The organism is Pseudarthrobacter sp. (genome assembly GCF_036675385.1).
Lineage (GTDB): Bacteria > Actinomycetota > Actinomycetes > Actinomycetales > Micrococcaceae > Arthrobacter.
In genome coordinates this window covers 1-14,972 of the sequence record NZ_JAKFFD010000158.1, presented here as the reverse complement: position 1 = coordinate 14,972, position 14,972 = coordinate 1, and the positions used below count along the sequence as shown (strand labels likewise).

General features: G+C 65.1%; 11 protein-coding genes. 7 read left to right on the top strand and 4 right to left on the bottom strand.

What is annotated here, in order from left to right; translation table 11 throughout:
• Positions 1 to 23: 23 nt before the first annotated feature.
• Entirely contained in the window at positions 24 to 638 is a 615-nt protein-coding gene (locus V6M49_RS12625; protein WP_332761304.1) for a mycothiol-dependent nitroreductase Rv2466c family protein, read from the top strand.
• A gap of 314 nt (positions 639 to 952) precedes the next feature.
• On the opposite strand, the gene valS is transcribed toward V6M49_RS12625, so the two are convergent.
• Positions 953 to 3,571 (bottom strand): valine--tRNA ligase, encoded by a 2,619-nt coding sequence (gene valS / locus V6M49_RS12620; protein WP_332761303.1) that lies wholly within the window; start codon positions 3,569 to 3,571, stop codon positions 953 to 955.
• A gap of 82 nt (positions 3,572 to 3,653) precedes the next feature.
• Between valS and V6M49_RS12615 the strand changes: the two genes are divergently transcribed.
• On the top strand, positions 3,654 to 4,412 hold the full coding sequence (locus V6M49_RS12615; RefSeq protein ID WP_141140833.1) for an SDR family oxidoreductase: 759 nt from the start codon (positions 3,654 to 3,656) through the stop codon (positions 4,410 to 4,412).
• On the opposite strand, the gene V6M49_RS12610 is transcribed toward V6M49_RS12615, so the two are convergent.
• Positions 4,409 to 5,419: an endonuclease/exonuclease/phosphatase family protein gene (locus V6M49_RS12610; RefSeq protein WP_332761302.1), complete on the bottom strand. Its 1,011-nt coding sequence runs from the start codon at positions 5,417 to 5,419 to the stop codon at positions 4,409 to 4,411. The two genes, V6M49_RS12615 and V6M49_RS12610, sit on opposite strands and share 4 nt — an antisense overlap.
• Before the next feature lie 214 nt (positions 5,420 to 5,633).
• On the opposite strand from V6M49_RS12610, the gene V6M49_RS12605 reads away from it, so the two are divergent.
• From V6M49_RS12605 to V6M49_RS12590, 4 genes are all read left to right on the top strand, one after another.
• The gene (locus V6M49_RS12605; protein ID WP_083510487.1) at positions 5,634 to 6,686 is read left to right on the top strand and encodes a glycerophosphodiester phosphodiesterase; all 1,053 of its coding nucleotides are present in this window, start codon (positions 5,634 to 5,636) and stop codon (positions 6,684 to 6,686) included.
• A 399-nt stretch (positions 6,687 to 7,085) separates the two neighbouring features.
• On the top strand, positions 7,086 to 10,424 hold the full coding sequence (gene ileS, locus V6M49_RS12600; protein WP_332761301.1) for an isoleucine--tRNA ligase: 3,339 nt from the start codon (positions 7,086 to 7,088) through the stop codon (positions 10,422 to 10,424).
• 3 nt (positions 10,425 to 10,427) lie between these two features.
• Positions 10,428 to 11,786: a bifunctional folylpolyglutamate synthase/dihydrofolate synthase gene (locus V6M49_RS12595; protein ID WP_332761300.1), complete on the top strand. Its 1,359-nt coding sequence runs from the start codon at positions 10,428 to 10,430 to the stop codon at positions 11,784 to 11,786.
• Positions 11,787 to 11,788: 2 nt separating this feature from the next.
• Complete coding sequence (locus tag V6M49_RS12590; RefSeq protein ID WP_332761299.1) at positions 11,789 to 12,238, top strand: DUF4233 domain-containing protein; 450 nt, start codon at positions 11,789 to 11,791, stop codon at positions 12,236 to 12,238.
• Here the strand turns inward: V6M49_RS12590 and V6M49_RS12585 are convergent.
• Complete coding sequence (locus tag V6M49_RS12585) at positions 12,235 to 12,993, bottom strand: nuclear transport factor 2 family protein (protein ID WP_332761298.1); 759 nt, start codon at positions 12,991 to 12,993, stop codon at positions 12,235 to 12,237. The two genes, V6M49_RS12590 and V6M49_RS12585, sit on opposite strands and share 4 nt — an antisense overlap.
• Positions 12,994 to 13,182: 189 nt before the next feature.
• Between V6M49_RS12585 and ndk the strand changes: the two genes are divergently transcribed.
• Complete coding sequence (gene ndk, locus V6M49_RS12580) at positions 13,183 to 13,602, top strand: nucleoside-diphosphate kinase (RefSeq protein ID WP_058932211.1); 420 nt, start codon at positions 13,183 to 13,185, stop codon at positions 13,600 to 13,602.
• 137 nt (positions 13,603 to 13,739) lie between these two features.
• Here ndk and V6M49_RS12575 read toward each other — a convergent pair whose 3' ends face one another.
• A complete protein-coding gene (locus tag V6M49_RS12575; RefSeq protein WP_332761297.1) occupies positions 13,740 to 14,414 on the bottom strand; it encodes a vitamin K epoxide reductase family protein in 675 nt (224 codons plus the stop codon).
• Positions 14,415 to 14,972: the final 558 nt, after the last annotated feature.

Sequence of the window (14,972 nt, the reverse complement as noted above, 5' to 3'; positions counted from 1 at the left end):
GCCCAGGAACAGAGGACTCACGCATGACTGAAACAACCATCAACCAGGCCGACTTCTGGTTTGATCCGCTGTGCCCTTTCGCCTGGATCACCTCACGCTGGATCGGCGAGGTTGAGGCTGTCCGCGACATCAAAACCGTGTGGCATGTGATGAGCCTGGCCGTCCTCAACGAGGGGCGCGAACTCGACGCCGGCTACCGGGAGCTCATGGACAAGGCGTGGGGCCCGGTCCGGGTCATCATCGCGGCCCAGGAGCAGCACGGCGACCACGTGGTGAAGCCGCTCTACGACGCCATGGGCACACTGATCCACCTTGGCGGGGAGAAGGACTACGGCGTTGTCATCAGCAAGGCACTGGCGGAGTGCGGACTCCCGGCCGGCCTGGCAGAGGTTGCTGCCACGGGCGCCTTTGACACCCAGCTGAGGGCCAGCCACGAGGAGGGCATCTCGCTGGTGGGGCAGGACGTCGGCACGCCGGTTGTTGCCTTCAACGGAACTGCTTTCTTCGGCCCCGTGCTGACCCGCATCCCGCGCGGCGAGCAGGCGGGCCAGCTGTGGGATGCCACCGTCACACTCGCCTCGTACCCGCACTTCTTCGAGATTAAGCGCAGCCGCAGCGAACGTCCCGAATTCAACTGACGCAAACAGCAGAGAGCCCCGGACAAACTACTCTGATGTAGTTCGTCCGGGGCTCTTGCGCATCCAAACCGTCGGGACAACAATAGTTCTTACCCACTTCGAAAGAAGCGGGACGCAGGAACCAAAGATTCAGTGATATGTATCCGACGCAGCCATCGGCAAAGTCAGATACAAGCTACCAGTGACGAGGTAGGAAGACCTGAAGATCCAAGGATCCTGCCAGACCATCAAAGACGTCACCAGGATGGCCGAAAAGTCGAAGCCCCACCAACGGCAAAACGCTGATGGGGCTTCCCCTTTGCCCAAAAAACAGGTCAGGCCTTGGGCTGATCCTCCGGAGCGGCCAGCACGACATCGCTGACGGTCAGTTCGCCGTCGCCTGCCACGAGGGTCAGTTCGCGGGCGTTCGAGGCTGCCTTCAGGTCGCCCAGTCCGGCCTTCAGCTGCGTGGTCAGGGATTCCGACGCCGTGATGGTGGCGGAGAGGACCTCGGTGCGCTGCTTGACCTTGGCCTCGGACTTTGCCTTGCGGACACCGCTCAGGGCCGTGCCAACGGTGGCAAGCAGGGTGGTGTCGCCGTCCACGTCCACTGCGGTGGGCCACTGTGCACGGTGTACGGAGCCGTTGCGCCACCAGCCCCAGACCTCTTCGGTGGCGAAGGGCAGGAACGGGGCGAACAGGCGCAGCAGCGTGTCCAGGCTGGTGGCGAGAGCTGCCAGCACGGAGGCCTGCTCAGCGTCGCCGGCCGCACCGTAGGCGCGGTCCTTGATGAGCTCCACGTAATCGTCCGTGAACTGCCAGAAGAAGCTCTCGGTGATCTGCAGGGCCCGGGCGTAATCGTAGTTCTCGAACGCCTTGGTGGACTGGCGCACCACATCGGCCAGCTGGGCCAGCACCGCGCGGTCCAACGGGTTGGTCAGCACCGAGAGATCGGTGGAGACCACGGAATTCTCCGTCGCCCCCAGGTTCAGGACGAACTTTGAGGCGTTCAGCAGCTTGATGGCAAGGCGGCGGCCGATCTTCATCTGCGCGATCTCGTACGCCGTATCCGCGCCGAGCTTGGCGGAGGTGGCCCAGTAGCGGACGGCGTCGGAGCCGAATTCGTCCAGCACATCGGTGGGAACCACCACGTTGCCCTTGGACTTGGACATCTTCTTCCGGTCCGGGTCCAGGATCCAGCCGGAGATGGCGGCATGCTTCCACGGCGCGGCGTGCTGCAGCGCATCCGCCTGGACAACCGAGGAGAACAGCCAGGTGCGGATGATGTCGTGGCCCTGGGGGCGCAGGTCAAACGGGAAGACCTTGGCGAAGAGGTCCTCGTCCCGGCTCCAGCCGCCCACAATCTGCGGCGTCAGGGAAGACGTGGCCCACGTATCCAGGATGTCGGCGTCGCCGGCGAAGCCACCGGGAACGCCGCGCTGGGCTTCGTCGTAACCGGGTGCGGCATCGGCCGCGGGGTCGACCGGCAGCTGCCCGTCCAGGGGCACGATCGGGGCGTCGTACTGCGGGTTGCCCTCGGCGTCCAGCGGGTACCAGACGGGAATGGGCACACCGAAGAAGCGCTGGCGGGACACGAGCCAGTCGCCGTTCAGCCCGGAGATCCAGTTCTCGAAGCGGGACCGCATAAAGGCCGGGTGGAAGTCGATCTCGTGGCCGCGCGCGATCAGGCGGGCGCGGCGCTCTTCGTCGCGGCCGCCGTTGCGGTAGTACCACTGGCGTGAGGTGACAACCTCGAGGGGCTTGTCGCCCTTTTCGTAGAAGTTCACCGGGTGCATGATCTTCTTCGGTTCGCCGTCGATCAGATCTTCGGCGGCCAGGAGCTCCACCACTGTTTCCTTGGCGCTGAAGACGGTCTTGCCGGCAATGGCTTCGTACGCGGTGCGCCCTGCATCGGTGGTGATCCAGTCCGGGGTTTCGCCGACGATGCGGCCGTCCCGGCCAACGATGGCACGGGTGGGCAGCTGGAGTTCCCGCCACCAGGTGACGTCGGTGAGGTCACCGAACGTGCACACCATGGCGATGCCGGAGCCCTTGTCCGCCTTGGCCAGCGCGTGGGCCTTGACCTCAACCTCAACACCGAAGACCGGGGACGTGACCATCTTGCCGAACAGCGGCTGGTACCGCTCGTCGTCGGGGTTTGCAACGAGGGCGGCGCAGGCTGCCAGCAGTTCGGGACGGGTGGTCTCGACATAGATCTTTTCGCCGTCTTCGGTGAAGAACGGGTAGCGGTAGTACGCGCCGGCAACTTCGCGGTCTTCGAGTTCCGCCTGGGCCACGGCCGTGCGGAAGGTGATGTCCCAGAGGGTTGGCGCTTCGGCCATGTACGCGTCGCCGGCTGCGAGGTTGGCCAGGAAGGCGCGCTGGGAGACTTCGCGCGAGGCGTCGTCGATGGTCCGGTACGTCAGCTGCCAGTCCACGGAAAGACCGAGCTGCTGGAACAGGCTTTCGAAGACCTTCTCATCCTCCACGGCAAGTTCTTCACACAGCTCGATGAAGTTCCGGCGCGAGACGACGTCGAAATCGCGCTGGTTCTTGGCGGGCTCGGCCGGAGCGCGGTAGCCGGCGTCGTACGGGATGGCCGGATCGCAGCGCACGCCGTAGTAGTTCTGGACGCGGCGCTCGGTGGGCAGGCCGTTGTCATCCCAACCCATCGGGTAGAACACGTTCTTGCCGATCATGCGCTGGTAGCGGGCCAGCACGTCCGTCTGCGTGAAGGAGAACATGTGCCCCACGTGCAGGGAGCCGGACGCCGTGGGTGGGGGAGTGTCGATCGAGTAGACCTGCTCCCGGGTGGTGTCCGGGTTGAACTTGTAGGTCCCTTCGGCAAGCCAGCGCTGCGTGAGGGCAGCTTCGAGCCCCTCAAGGGCGGGCTTGTCCGGAACGTTGATAGGGGCGGTGGAGGGCGTGTCTGTACCCTGAGTGTCTTCAGCCATCTGGCAATTGTTTCATGGCCGGGACTTCATCCGGCGACATCGCTCCAAGCATGCCACCGGCCGGGGCCGTTAGGGTGGTGCCATGACTGAAGATTCACTGAACAAGGCAGCAGTAGTAACCGGCGCCAGCACCGGCATCGGCGAGGCAACCGTGCGGGCATTGCGGGCGGAAGGCTGGACGGTATTCGCTGTGGCACGCCGCGCCGAACGGCTGGCCGCGCTGGAAGCTGAAACAGGCGCCGTCGGAATTCCCGCTGACATCACCGAGGACGACGACGTCGCCCGGCTCCTTGCCCGCGTCACCGAAGCCGGCGGCGTGGGGACGCTCATCAACATCGCCGGCGGGGCCCGGGGTGCTGACCTGGTGGGCGAGGCCAACACCGAGGACTGGGAGTGGATGTTCCGGGTCAACGTCCTCGGCACCGTGAAGCTCACCCGGGCGTTCCTGCCGATGCTCCGTGCCACCGGCGAAGGAACTGTCCTGAACCTGACGTCGACCGCCGGACTGGTGGCCTACGAGGGCGGCGGCGGCTACAACGCCGCCAAGTTTGCCCAGCACGCACTGACCGGTGCCCTCCGGCTGGAAGAGGCGGAACACAACATTCGAGTCATCGAGGTAGCCCCGGGCCTTGTCCGCACCGAAGAGTTCGCGCTCAACCGCTTTGGTGACCAGGACGCCGCGGAGAAGGTTTACGAGGGCGTGGAGAAGCCCCTGACCGCAGCCGACGTCGCCGACGTGGTGCGCTACGCCGTCAGCGCGCCGCACCATGTCAACCTGGACCAGATCGTGATCCGGCCCGTTGCGCAGGCGGCCACCCACAAGCTGATCCGCAAGCGTTAGGGAAGCTGGATCTCCAGGGTGGCGATCACTGCAGCGTGGTCGGTACCTTTGACCGGGTGGACCGAGTAGCCCGAACTTGAAACGTCCGGGCTGGTCACCAAATGGTCCAGAGTCACGCCGGGAAGGCTGTAATCCCGCATCGGCCAGGTGGGGATGAGCCGGCTGCCCAACGCGGTTGCAACATCCACCAGTTTCCGGCCGCCGCCGGCCCCCTCCAGCATCGCGCGGAATTCCCAGTGGTCATATGTCGCGTTGAAATCGCCCGCCAGAAGCGTAGGACCGGCTCCGCTGGCTGCCCGGGCCACAGCAGTAAGGTCGCTTCGCCATTGATGAACGGCAATGTCCACGGGCGAGTGCGTGTGCACATTGATGACCGTCAGGCCGGCGCCGGCGCCCGGGTCACCGGTCTCAAGCCGGACAACGGGCATGCTGAACGCTGTGTCAGGGACCAGTCCCACCTCCTTGAGCCGGAATGACGAGTAGACGGCGCTGCCGGCCGCTCCGTTCCGGGGATGGGACACACGGTGGGGAAGCACGCTGCCCAGGTCCGCCCGCGCCAGCCGCTTCTCCAACTCCAGGCTGTGCTCCTGGACGGTCAGCAGGTCAACATGGTGGTCCCGGACCAGCCGGACGATGGCGGCGCTATCAGCACCTCCGAGCCGGGCATTGAGGTTCATGACAGTCAGCTTCGCCGGGGCCGGAGCATCCGGCCCCCGGACCTGGGGGTGCCCTCCCTGCCGGGCCAGGAACACTTCCGGCGGGAACAACCAGATAAGCTGTGCGATCAGCAGGATTGCCGCTGGCAGGATAGCCCAGGCACGCCGGCTGGGCAGTGCCAGCAACACCGCGGCCGCGGCGAGGAATGCCAGCCACGGCGTAAAAGCCACTACCTGTACCACAAGCGGCGGCCACGGCGCCGGGACGGCGCGGAACCAGGACACCACCACAACAGGTGCCGCAACCAGGCCAGCAGACCACAGCCAGCCGTGGTGTGCACGATGGCCCATCAGGGACCGGAACAAATCGCCCGGGAGACTGTCATGGCACGAGTCTAAAGAGTCGCCGCCCTGGCGTCGCCCGTTGATTGGATCGGCTTTGCGATGGAGCCCAACGTTTACCGTCCAGTCTCACTCCGGCCGGCCCGCTGTGGCCTGGCGTTGGCCGCAGGACGGCACTGTGGCAGGCGCAAACTGCACACCACCAGAGTGGAGATTCCTTCCTATGCGCACCCCGATGAAGCTTGGCGCTGCCGTACTCAGCGCAGCCCTGCTCCTCACGACTTCGGTCCAGGCCCAAGCCGCTGACACGAACCCCAACGGCACGGACAACCATTTTGATCTACAGGCCCACCGCGGCGGACTCGGCCTGACCGTCGAATCCACCCTGGCGTCTTTCGCCAAGGGCCTCGAGACCGGCGTGTCCACCCTGGAACTTGACCTCCAGATCACCAAGGACGGCCGCGAAGTCATCACGCACGACCGCAAGATCAGCAACAAGAAGTGCCTGGATACCGCGCCGGTCACGCCGAATGATCCGCAGTTCCCCTATGTGGGCAAGTACGTCAAGGACCTGACCTTCGAACAGGTCCGAAGCCTGGACTGCGGTTCGCTCACCCAGCCGCAGTTCCCGGGCCAGACTGCGTCTCCCGGCGCCAAGATGCCGACTCTGGCCGAGGTTTTTGAGCTCGCCGACGCCCACCGCGCCAGCCAGGTGAAGTTCAACATTGAAACGAAGGTCGAGGCCGGCGCTCCTGCGGAAACCGCCCCCCGCGAGCAGTTCATCGACGTCGCCCTCCGGGAAATCAACGCCGCCCAGATGCAGAGCCGCGTCTCCATCCAGAGCTTCGACTGGGGCTCCCTGCGCCTCGTCCAGCAGCGCGACCCGCAGATCCGCACCGTGGCCCTGACCAACAAGGACTTCCTCCAGGCCGGGCAGCCGGGCAGCTCGCCGTGGCTTGGCGGGATTGACGCCGACGACTTTGGCGGCGACCTCATCGCTGCAGCGTCCTCCCTCGGCTTTGACGCCGTCTCTCCCGTGCACGGCACCCCGCAGAACGGCAAAGTGACCGATCCGGGCTACGTCCCCTACGTCACCGCGGACATGGTGGAACGTGCGCACGCTGCCGGGATGCAGGTCATCCCTTGGACCGTCGATGACCAGCCCACCATGCGGGCGCTGATCGACACCGGCGTTGACGGGATCATTACCGACTACCCGGACCGGCTCCGCGATGTCATGGCTGCTGCCGGGATGAAACTGCCCCGCGGCTTCTAGTACCGGCCCGGGCGCCCAGCCACCGTCACTGCGTTTCGCTGCACGGCGGACCGCGCTGTGCTTTCAAGGCAGCGTGCAGTGAAACGCAGTGACTTCTCCGGTAACATCGTCGTATCAGCTTTGACCCGGCCATCACCGGTGAGCTTCCGGAAGAACGCCCCGGCGCAAGGATCAGCACGCGCCAGGGCCGGTAGAACCGGACGGGTAAGCCCGTCACAGCAGTAATGAGCGGCCGGCGCACCAACAAGCTTCCCCCGGAGCATGGTGGAGTGCCGGTAAGTGAGGTGGTACCGCGGTAAGCGTGCAGTCCCAGGACAGCATACGAGCCGTCCTCGCATCCTGAACGGAACCATCCAGCAACGGCTGAGTGGTTCACCAGCTCAACCCAGGATGTCGAGAATGACGTATTACCCCAAAGCCTCAGCTTCCCCTTCGGCTGCAGTTTCGAGCGGCGCTGCCGCCGGTGTCTCCGCCTCCGTGAAGTTCCCGGAGATCGAAGAGCGCATCCTGAAGTACTGGGACCAGGACGGCACTTTCCAGGCCAGCATCGACCAGCGAAGCGCCGACGCCCCCGGCGGGCAGCCCGGCAGCAACGAATTCGTCTTCTACGACGGCCCTCCCTTCGCCAACGGCCTGCCGCACTACGGCCACCTCCTGACCGGGTACGCCAAGGACCTCGTGGGCCGCTACCAGACACAGCGCGGCCGCCGCGTTGAACGCCGCTTCGGCTGGGACACCCACGGACTGCCGGCTGAACTGGAAGCCATGAAGCAACTGGGCATGACGGACAAGACCCAGATCGAGGCCATGGGCATCGATAAGTTCAACGACGCCTGCCGTGCCTCCGTGATGAAGTACGCCGATGAGTGGAAGAGCTACGTCACCCGCCAGGCCCGCTGGGTGGACTTCGACAACGATTACAAGACGCTCAACGTCGAATACATGGAATCGGTCCTGTGGGCGTTCAAGCAGCTGCACGAAAAAGGCCTGACGTACAACGGCTACCGTGTGCTGCCGTATTGCTGGAAGGACGAGACGCCGCTGTCCAACCATGAGCTCCGCATGGACGACGACGTCTACAAGAACCGCCAGGACCAGACTGTCACGGTGACGTTCCCGATCACGGCAGGGGAGTCGGCGCTGTCCAAGCAGCTCGCCGGCGTCCAGGCGCTCGCCTGGACCACCACGCCCTGGACGCTGCCCACCAACCTGGCGCTCGCCGTCGGGCCTTCCATCACCTACGCCGTGCTCCCCGCCGGACCTAACGGCGTCAAGGCCGCTTCGCCGGACGCGCCCGTCTCCGGCAGTTTCCTCCTGGCCGCGGACCTGCTGGCCGCGTACGCCAAGGACTTGGGCTATGAGGACGCGGACTCCGCCGAGGCTGCCGTGACGTCAACCCACACCGGCGCCGACCTTGAGGGCCTGGCGTACCAGCCGCTGTGGAACGACTTCAGCGACGACGAAAAGTACGGGACGCAGAACGCCTGGCGCTTCCTCGTGGCCGACTACGTCACCACCACCGACGGCACTGGCATCGTCCACCAGGCGCCCGCTTATGGTGAAGACGACCAGAAGGTCTGTGAAGAGGCCGGCATCCCGGTGGTCCTGTCCGTGGACGAAGGTGCCAAATTCCTTCCCCTGTTCAAGCACGGCGACCTGCATGACATCGCGGGCCTCCAGGTCTTCGAGGCGAACAAGCCCATCACCCAGGTGCTGCGCGCCCAGGGCCGGCTGGTCCGCCAGGCCAGCTACGAGCACAGCTACCCGCACTGCTGGCGCTGCCGCAACCCCCTGATCTACCGCGCGGTGTCCTCCTGGTACGTCGAGGTCACCAAGTTCAAGGACCGCATGTCCGAACTGAACCAGGACATCAACTGGATCCCCGGCAACGTCAAGGACGGCCAGTTCGGCAAGTGGCTCGCCAACGCCCGCGACTGGTCCATCAGCCGCAACCGCTACTGGGGCAGCCCCATCCCGGTGTGGCAGTCCAGCGACCCGGAATTCCCGCGCACCGACGTCTACGGCTCCCTGGCCGAGATCGAGGCCGATTTCGGCCGCCTGCCGCTGAACAAGGCTGGCGAGGTTGACCTGCACCGCCCGTTCATCGACGAACTGACCCGTCCCAACCCGGACGATCCCCGGACCCCCGCAGAGGGCCAGTCCGTGATGCGCCGCGTCGAGGACGTCCTGGACGTCTGGTTCGACTCCGGCTCCATGCCCTACGGCCAGGTGCATTACCCGTTCCAGAACGAAGCCTGGTTCGACACGCACAACCCCGCGGACTTCATCGTGGAGTACATCGGCCAGACCCGTGGCTGGTTCTACATGCTGCACATCCTCTCCACGGCGCTGTTTGACCGTCCGGCGTTCCGGAATGTCATCAGCCACGGCATTGTGCTGGGCTCGGACGGGCAGAAGATGTCCAAGAGCCTGCGCAACTACCCGGATGTCTCCGAGGTCCTGGACCGTGACGGCTCCGACGCCATGCGCTGGTTCCTGATGTCCAGCCCCATCCTGCGCGGCGGCAACCTGGTGGTCACCGAACAGGGAATCCGCGACGGCGTCCGCCAGGTCATCCTGCCGCTATGGAACGTGTACAGCTTCTTCACGCTGTACACGAACGCTTCCAACGTAGTTGGAGGGCAAGCGAAGGGTTACGACGCGAAGCTCCGGTACGACGGGTACGCCGACACCCTGGACCAGTACCTGCTGGCCAACACCGGTGACCTGGTCCGCAACATGACCGCCCAGCTGGACAGCTACGACATCTCCGGTGCGTGCGATGAACTGCGCAGCTACCTGGACATGCTCACGAACTGGTACGTCCGCCGCAGCCGCCAGCGCTTCTTTGACGAGAGCGCTGATGCGTTCGACGCGCTGTACACCGCGCTGGAGACCGTGTCCCGCGTGGCCGCGTCGCTGCTGCCGTTGGTCTCCGAGGAGATCTGGCGCGGCCTCACCGGCGGACGCTCCGTGCACCTGGCCGACTGGCCGGACGCGGACCTGTTCCCGGCCGACGCGTCGCTGGTGGAAGCGATGGACCGCGTGCAGCAGATCTGCTCCACCGGATCCTCGCTGCGGAAGGCCGCCAACCTGCGCGTGCGGCTGCCGCTGCAGGAACTGACCGTTGTGGCACCCGGCGCGGATGCGCTGGGAGGCTTCGCCGCCGTCGTCGCCGATGAACTGAACCTGCGCTCCGTGCGCCTGCTGGACGCCGAGAGCGCCTCCCCGGAGGAGTTCGGCATCGAGCAGAAGCTTGTGGTCAACGCACGCGCCGCGGGACCGCGCCTGGGCAAGAACGTCCAGCAGGCCATCAAGGGCGCCAAGTCCGGCGACTGGTCGGTTTCCGACGCCGGAGCGGTCATCGCCGGAGGCTTGGAGCTGGAATCCCAGGAGTACACGCTGGAGACGGTGGTGGCAGAATCCGACGGCGGATCCGCTTCAGTAGCTGTCCTGCCGGGCGGCGGCTTTGTGGTTCTCAACACCGAGGTCACGCCGGAACTTGAGGCCGAAGGGACTGCACGCGACATGGTCCGCGCCATCCAGCAGGCACGCAAGGACGCCGCACTGAATGTGAGCGACCGGATCCGGACCACCGTTACGGCCGTTCCCGCCGTGCTCGATGCCCTACTGGCCAACGCCGAGCTAGTCAAGACCGAAACGCTGACCCTGGAGCTGGCCACAGTTCCGGCCGAGTCAGGCGAACCACGCATCACCGTCGAAAAAGCAGGGGCCTGAGCCATGACTGACGAATTCTCCGTGGAAAGTGTCTACGCCGAGCTGCTGGGGCGTGCACCGGAAAACAAGATGGAGCCGCGTCTCGCGCCGCTGTTCCGGGCGATGGATGTGCTGGGGGAGCCCAACAAGGCGTTCCCGATCATCCATGTGACCGGCACCAACGGCAAGACCTCCACCGCCCGGATGATTGAGGCCGGTCTGCGCGCACACGGCCTGAGCACCGGCCGCTACACCAGCCCGCACCTGTCCAAGGTCACCGAGCGGATCAGCATCGACGGCCACCCCGTCTCCGACGAAACGTTCGTCCGGATCTGGGACGAGATCCGCCCGTACCTGCAGATCGTCGACGACGAACTCACCGCGGCGGGGGAGCCCCGGCTCACGTACTTCGAATGCCTGACCATTCTGGGCTTCGCGATCTTCGCGGACCAGCCCGTCAACGTGGCCGTGATCGAGGTGGGCCTGGGCGGCATCACCGATGCCACCAACGTGGGCGACGGCCTGGTTTCGGTGGTTACCCCCATCTCGCTGGACCACACCGACCTGCTGGGCGACACCACCGAGGACATTGCCTATGAGAAGGCCGGCATCATCAAGCCCGGCGGTTACCTCATCAGTGCCTCGCAGCCCGTTGATGCTGCGCAGGTGCTGCTCGAAAAGGCCAAGGAAGTGGCAGTCCCTTTCCGGTTTGAAGGTGTGGAGTTCGGCGTTGAATCCCGGACGGTCGCCGTGGGCGGCCAGGTGGTGAGCATCCAGGGCATCGCCGGCCGGTACCCGGAACTGCTGCTGCCGCTGCACGGCGCGCACCAGGCCCAGAACGCGGCAGTGGCCGTGGCAGCCCTTGAGGCCTTCTTCGGCGGCGAAAAGGAACTTGACGCCGAAGTGCTGCAGGAAGCATTCGCATCCGTCACGTCCCCGGGCCGCCTCGAGGTTGTCCGGACGGCGCCCACCATCATCGTTGACGCGGCCCACAACCCGGACGGCATCCGGGTCTCGGCCGAGGCCATCCAGGAGGCCTTCACCTTCACCCGGCTGGTGCCGGTAGTGGGAGTCCTGAAGGAGAAGGACGCCGAAGAGATCCTGCGCCAGCTCAAGGAATCCCTGGGTGAGATCGCCCAGGAATACTGCTTCACCCAGTCCAACTCGCCGCGGGCGGTACCCGCGGCCGAACTGGCTGAACTGGCGGTGGAAATGGGCTTCGGCGAAGACAACATCCACATTGCTGAGAAGCTCGACGACGCCCTCGAATGGGCCGTGGAACGGGCCGAAGCCAGCGACGACCTCTCCGGCGGCGTGCTGGTGACGGGGTCCATCACCCTGGTGGCGGAAGCCCGGATCCTGCTCGGAAAGACGGAGGCCTAGCCGTGGCGAAGCTGACCAAAGCGCAGCGCGAGTGGCGCCCGGGAATGCCCAAGAAGCGCCGGTCCACCAAGGTGATGTTTGCCTCCACCGTCCTGCTGCTTGAAGCGTTTGTGGTCTTTTTCGCAACGCTGGCCGTCTTTGGACTCAGGCGCGGCGAGTTTCCGCCGGCGCTGATCCTGGGCATCGGCATCGCACTGAGCGTGGTGATGATCCTGGCCTGCGCGGTGCTATCCAAGCCCTGGGGCGTGGGACTGGGCTGGATCCTGCAGATTGTGCTGATCCTGACGGGCATCGTTGAGCCCATGATGTTCCTTGTGGGCGGGCTGTTCGGCCTGGCCTGGTGGTATGGAATCCGTACCGGCATCCGGATCGACTCCGAAGCCGCAAAGCGCGAACGCGACCAGGCCGAGTGGAACGCGTCGCACGGGGCAGAGGGTGGCCAAACGGACTAGAAGAGGCCGTTGCCGTGGGGCAATGACTCCGGAATGTCCGCCACGACATCCCAGTGCTCGACGATCTTGCCTCCGTCGACCCGGAACAGATCGTAGAACGCGGTGGGTTTGCCGCCCAGCCGTCCCTCGGACTGGGTCAGCACGAACTCGCCCTCGGCGACTGAACGGTGCAAGGTGTCGTACTGCATCGTGATGCCCTGTTCACCCCACGACTTCAACGCCGCACCCAGCCCGTCCAGGCCGTCAGCGACGCCAGGGTTGTGCTGGTCGTACTGCTCCGTGCTGATGAACTCCGTGATCCGGTCGACTTGCCCGCCCTTAAGGACCGTTTCGACGAAACCCACGACGACGGCGCGGCTCGCCTCAGTCTGTTCCGGTGCGGTGACTTCGGCCGGACCATCGATCTGGCTCCGGCCGCTGGCGGTGCTGGCCACCGCCGGCTGGAGCGCGTCCCAGTGCTCGGCGATCCGGCCGTCCGCGACACGGAACAGGTCGAACGCCACAAGCGGATCCGGCCCGAAGCCGTGGTAGACACAGTGCACTGCCACCAGATCACCGTCGGCAAGCATCCTGGCCGGCTCAAAGCGGAACCCTTCGGGCAGGCCAGCCACCAGACTGCGCAACGCCTCCGGTCCGTCGGCGGCCATGGCGCTGTGTTGGCGGTAGTCCGCTGCCCACCATCGGTCCACCGCCCCCAAGTCGCGGTCAATGAAAAGCTCGCTCCCCGCTTTCATTACAAGCTGCTTGTTGTCCATTGTCGGCGTCCTCTCTGTCGCATCCGGCCGTAGACGGCTGTTTGCGCGGCCACCTTTCAGTGTGTCTAGTTGCGCGCGGGAAGACAAGGGGGCATTCGGCTGGGACCGTCAACGGTCACAACCCGTCCCATGGTGCTTTTTAAACGCCGTAAACTGGTGGGAAACCACCCATTACGCATTGGAGCAGCTATGACCATTGAGCGCACCCTGGTACTGATCAAGCCCGACGGCGTTGCCCGCAACCTCAGCGGCGCCATCCTGGGCCGCATTGAGGCCAAAGGCTACACCCTCGCCGAACTGAAGAAGGTTGACGCCAGCCGGGAACTGCTGGAGCAGCACTACGAAGAACACGTGGGCAAGCCGTTCTACGAGCCCCTCGTTGAATTCATGCTCAGCGGACCGGTGGTGGCCGCGATCTTCGAAGGCCACCGCGTCATTGAAGGCTTCCGGTCCCTGGCCGGCACTACGGATCCCACCACTGCGGCTCCCGGCACCATCCGTGGCGACTTCGGCCGCGACTGGGGCCTGAAGGTCCAGCAGAACCTGGTCCACGGCTCCGACTCCGTGGACTCGGCCGAGCGCGAAATCAAGATCTGGTTCCAGGACTAAAGTCCACCCGCGAACTGCGCGAACGGACATTTGAGTCCACAGCGCGAACGGACACTTGAGGCCCCGGGAAACCGGGGCCTCAAGTGTCCGTTCGCGCTTGTCCGTTGGCGCCTTTGTGCGTTTGTGCGGGGTCCGCGTTAGAAGCCTGAGGTTCCGGCAAACACCTGGATGAACGCGAAGAAGATGCTGGCGATGACTGCCACGTACAGCAACGCCGTGATGATCCAGCCTGATTCGCCGAGCACGCGTGCTGCACCTGACGGGACGGGGATGATGCCGTGGACGACGTTTCGGATGGTTACCCAGACGAAGAGCGGGATCATCGCGGCCCAGACAATCATGCAGAACGGGCACAGGATGTGGATGTCGTAGAGGGCCTGGGACCAGAGCCACACCACAAACGCGAAGCCGAGCGTGACGCCGGCCTGGAGTCCTGCCCAGTACCAGCGTGCGAACGTGGCGCCGGAGAGCAGGGCCATGCCCACTGTGATGATGACGGCGAACGCCACGATGCCAATGAACATGTTAGGGAACCCGAACGCCGAGCTCTGCCACGTCTGCATAACCTGGCCGCAGGAGATCCACGGATTAACGTCGCAGGCCGTTACGTGATTCGGATCCTCGAGGACAGCGAGCTTTTCCAGGACCAGCGCTCCGGAGGCCAGCCAGCCGATGGCGCCGGTGATGACCAGTAGCCACCCGAAGGGCCGGTTGCGTGCCATCGGCGGCACGCTCCCGGGCGTGGCGGCTAACGGCTCCGCAGGAGGAGAGGAAGCCGGCGTGTCGGTGCCGTGGGAGGAAATGCTGGGCATGGTGTGTGGCGTCCTTTGCTTCGGGTGCTCCTTGCCCCGATTGTAACGCCGGTGGCTGGAAGCAGCATTCAGTCAGCGCACTCAAGTACCGATCCGTTGCCCGTGGTTCCGCCGCCTTTCAGCCCGGGTGTGAGAGAATGAACATGGCTGGAGGCCGACCCACATTCGGACTCCGGTCCGGTGGCTTGTTTCAAGACCGCCAATGATGAGCAGGGCAGGCTTCGGATTCTCTGATCCGGCTTCCCGCAATTCCATTGGTCGGCACCTGGTTGTGGCGTGTAGAACAACGGGTTTCAGGACACAGCCGACGGCTCCCACGGGCTGCCGCACCCCTCTGCCGGTGCGAACCTGGGAGTATCCACTTGACTTCTGTCAACGCCTGCGGGTTTTGACAATATGTGCCCCAATGGGTGCCGGATGTGGCGGTACGCCAGGGGCAGGAGTGTTGCCACATATGGAAAACGAACAAACACCAGCCGTTAATGATGAAGCCGTCGCCGAGGCCACGGAAGCGCCCAAGAAGGCCACCCGGACACGCCGGAAGGCAGTGCCGAAGGC

Coding starts and splice junctions, on each gene's coding strand:
- V6M49_RS12625 (WP_332761304.1), top strand. CDS start 24: ATGACTGAAACAACCATCAACCAGGCCGACTTCTGGTTTGATCCGCTG.
- valS (WP_332761303.1), bottom strand. CDS start 3,571: ATGGCTGAAGACACTCAGGGTACAGACACGCCCTCCACCGCCCCTATC.
- V6M49_RS12615 (WP_141140833.1), top strand. CDS start 3,654: ATGACTGAAGATTCACTGAACAAGGCAGCAGTAGTAACCGGCGCCAGC.
- V6M49_RS12610 (WP_332761302.1), bottom strand. CDS start 5,419: ATGGGCCATCGTGCACACCACGGCTGGCTGTGGTCTGCTGGCCTGGTT.
- V6M49_RS12605 (WP_083510487.1), top strand. CDS start 5,634: ATGCGCACCCCGATGAAGCTTGGCGCTGCCGTACTCAGCGCAGCCCTG.
- ileS (WP_332761301.1), top strand. CDS start 7,086: ATGACGTATTACCCCAAAGCCTCAGCTTCCCCTTCGGCTGCAGTTTCG.
- V6M49_RS12595 (WP_332761300.1), top strand. CDS start 10,428: ATGACTGACGAATTCTCCGTGGAAAGTGTCTACGCCGAGCTGCTGGGG.
- V6M49_RS12585 (WP_332761298.1), bottom strand. CDS start 12,993: ATGGACAACAAGCAGCTTGTAATGAAAGCGGGGAGCGAGCTTTTCATT.
- ndk (WP_058932211.1), top strand. CDS start 13,183: ATGACCATTGAGCGCACCCTGGTACTGATCAAGCCCGACGGCGTTGCC.
- V6M49_RS12575 (WP_332761297.1), bottom strand. CDS start 14,414: ATGCCCAGCATTTCCTCCCACGGCACCGACACGCCGGCTTCCTCTCCT.